Genomic DNA, 2,964 nt, shown 5'->3' on the forward strand with positions numbered 1-2,964 from the left:
GGTGATCAACTTTTTAACAGACCATTTGGTTAAGTTAGGAAGGGCGCACGGTGGATGCCTTGGCACTAGGAGCCGAAGAAGGACGGCACTAACACCGATATGCTTCGGGGAGCTGTAAGTGAGCGATGATCCGGAGATTTCCGAATGGGGAAACCCACTGCCTGTAATGGGGCAGTATCCATGTGTGAATCAATAGCACATGCGAAGGCACACCCAGGGAACTGAAACATCTAAGTACCTGGAGGAAGAGAAAGCAAATGCGATTCCCTGAGTAGCGGCGAGCGAAACGGGAACAGCCCAAACCAAGAGGCTTGCCTCTTGGGGTTGTAGGACACTCTATACGGAGTTACAAAAGGACAGATTAGGCGAAGCGACCTGGAACGGTCCGCCGCAGCGGGTAACAGCCCCGTAGCTGAAAGTTTGTCCCCTCCAGAGTGGATCCTGAGTACGGCGGAACACGTGAAATTCCGTCGGAATCCGGGAGGACCATCTCCCAAGGCTAAATACTCCCTAGTGACCGATAGTGAACCAGTACCGTGAGGGAAAGGTGAAAAGCACCCCGGAAGGGGAGTGAAACAGATCCTGAAACCGTGTGCCTACAAGTAGTCAGAGCCCGTTTATGGGTGATGGCGTGCCTTTTGTAGAATGAACCGGCGAGTTACGATTGCATGCAAGGTTAAGGTGAGAAGCCGGAGCCGCAGCGAAAGCGAGTCTGAACAGGGCGAATGAGTATGCAGTTGTAGACCCGAAACCAGGTGATCTACCCATGTCCAGGGTGAAGGTAAGGTAACACTTACTGGAGGCCCGAACCCACGCACGTTGAAAAGTGCGGGGATGAGGTGTGGGTAGCGGAGAAATTCCAATCGAACCTGGAGATAGCTGGTTCTCTCCGAAATAGCTTTAGGGCTAGCCTCAATCTTGAGAATCCTGGAGGTAGAGCACTGTTTGGACTAGGGGCCCATCCCGGGTTACCGAATTCAGACAAACTCCGAATGCCAGTGATTTATGATTGGGAGTCAGACTGCGAGTGATAAGATCCGTAGTCAAGAGGGAAACAGCCCAGACCACCAGCTAAGGTCCCCAAATATCCGTTAAGTGGAAAAGGATGTGGCGTTGCTTAGACAACCAGGATGTTGGCTTAGAAGCAGCCATCATTTAAAGAGTGCGTAATAGCTCACTGGTCGAGTGACACTGCGCCGAAAATGTACCGGGGCTAAACGGATTACCGAAGCTGTGGATGGAGCTCGTATGAGCTCCGTGGTAGGAGAGCGTTCTAAGGGCGTTGAAGTCAGACCGGAAGGACTGGTGGAGCGCTTAGAAGTGAGAATGCCGGTATGAGTAACGAAAGACGGGTGAGAATCCCGTCCACCGAATGCCTAAGGTTTCCTGAGGAAGGCTCGTCCGCTCAGGGTCAGTCGGGACCTAAGTCGAGGCCGATAGGCGTAGACGATGGACAACAGGTTGATATTCCTGTACCACCTCCCCGCCGTTTGAGCAATGGGGGGACGCAGAAGGATAAGGTGAGCGCGCCGTTGGTTGTGCGCGTCCAAGCAGTGAGGCGTGGAATGAGGCAAATCCCATTCCTGATACGTTGAGCTGTGATGGCAAGGAGAGTATTCTCCGGAGTCCCTGATTTCACACTGCCAAGAAAAGCCTCTAGCGAGGCGGGAGGTGCCCGTACCGCAAACCGACACAGGTAGGCGAGAAGAGAATTCTAAGGTGAGCGAGTGAACTCTCGTTAAGGAACTCGGCAAAATGACCCCGTAACTTCGGGAGAAGGGGTGCTCTGGTAGGGTGAATAGCCCGAGAGAGCCGCAGTGAATAGGCCCAGGCGACTGTTTAGCAAAAACACAGGTCTCTGCAAAACCGTAAGGTGACGTATAGGGGCTGACGCCTGCCCGGTGCTGGAAGGTTAAGGGGAGTGCTTAGCGCAAGCGAAGGTGCGAACCGAAGCCCCAGTAAACGGCGGCCGTAACTATAACGGTCCTAAGGTAGCGAAATTCCTTGTCGGGTAAGTTCCGACCCGCACGAAAGGCGTAACGATCTGGGCACTGTCTCAACGAGAGACTCGGTGAAATTATAGTACCTGTGAAGATGCAGGTTACCCGCGACAGGACGGAAAGACCCCGTGGAGCTTTACTGTAGCCTGATATTGAATTTTGGTGCAACTTGTACAGGATAGGTAGGAGCCAATGAACCCGGAGCGCCAGCTTCGGGGGAGGCGTCGGTGGGATACTACCCTGGTTGTATTGAACTTCTAACCCGCACCCCTGATCGGGGTGGGAGACAGTGTCAGGCGGGCAGTTTGACTGGGGCGGTCGCCTCCTAAAGAGTAACGGAGGCGCCCAAAGGTTCCCTCAGAATGGTTGGAAATCATTCGCAGAGTGTAAAGGCAGAAGGGAGCTTGACTGCGAGACGTACAGGTCGAGCAGGGTCGAAAGACGGGCTTAGTGATCCGGTGGTTCCGCATGGAAGGGCCATCGCTCAACGGATAAAAGCTACCCCGGGGATAACAGGCTTATCTCCCCCAAGAGTCCACATCGACGGGGAGGTTTGGCACCTCGATGTCGGCTCATCGCATCCTGGGGCTGTAGTCGGTCCCAAGGGTTGGGCTGTTCGCCCATTAAAGCGGTACGCGAGCTGGGTTCAGAACGTCGTGAGACAGTTCGGTCCCTATCCGTCGCGGGCGCAGGAAATTTGAGAGGAGCTGTCCTTAGTACGAGAGGACCGGGATGGACACACCGCTGGTGTACCAGTTGTTCCGCCAGGGGCATCGCTGGGTAGCTATGTGTGGCCGGGATAAGTGCTGAAAGCATCTAAGCACGAAGCCCCCCTCAAGATGAGATTTCCCATTGCGCAAGCAAGTAAGATCCCTCAAAGACGATGAGGTAGATAGGTTCGAGGTGGAAGCGTGGCGACACGTGCAGCTGACGAATACTAATCGATCGAGGACTTAACCAATTA

1 rRNA gene is annotated in these 2,964 nt (G+C 54.1%); it reads left to right on the forward strand.

What is annotated here, in order from left to right:
• Nucleotides 1-27: 27 nt before the first annotated feature.
• A 23S ribosomal RNA gene (locus CXF70_RS10340) occupies nt 28-2,961 on the forward strand.
• Nucleotides 2,962-2,964 lie beyond the last annotated feature (3 nt).

Origin of the sequence: Planomicrobium sp. MB-3u-38 (genome assembly GCF_002836425.1) — a bacterium.
In the GTDB taxonomy this organism is placed as follows: Bacteria; Bacillota; Bacilli; order Bacillales_A; family Planococcaceae; genus Planococcus; species Planococcus okeanokoites.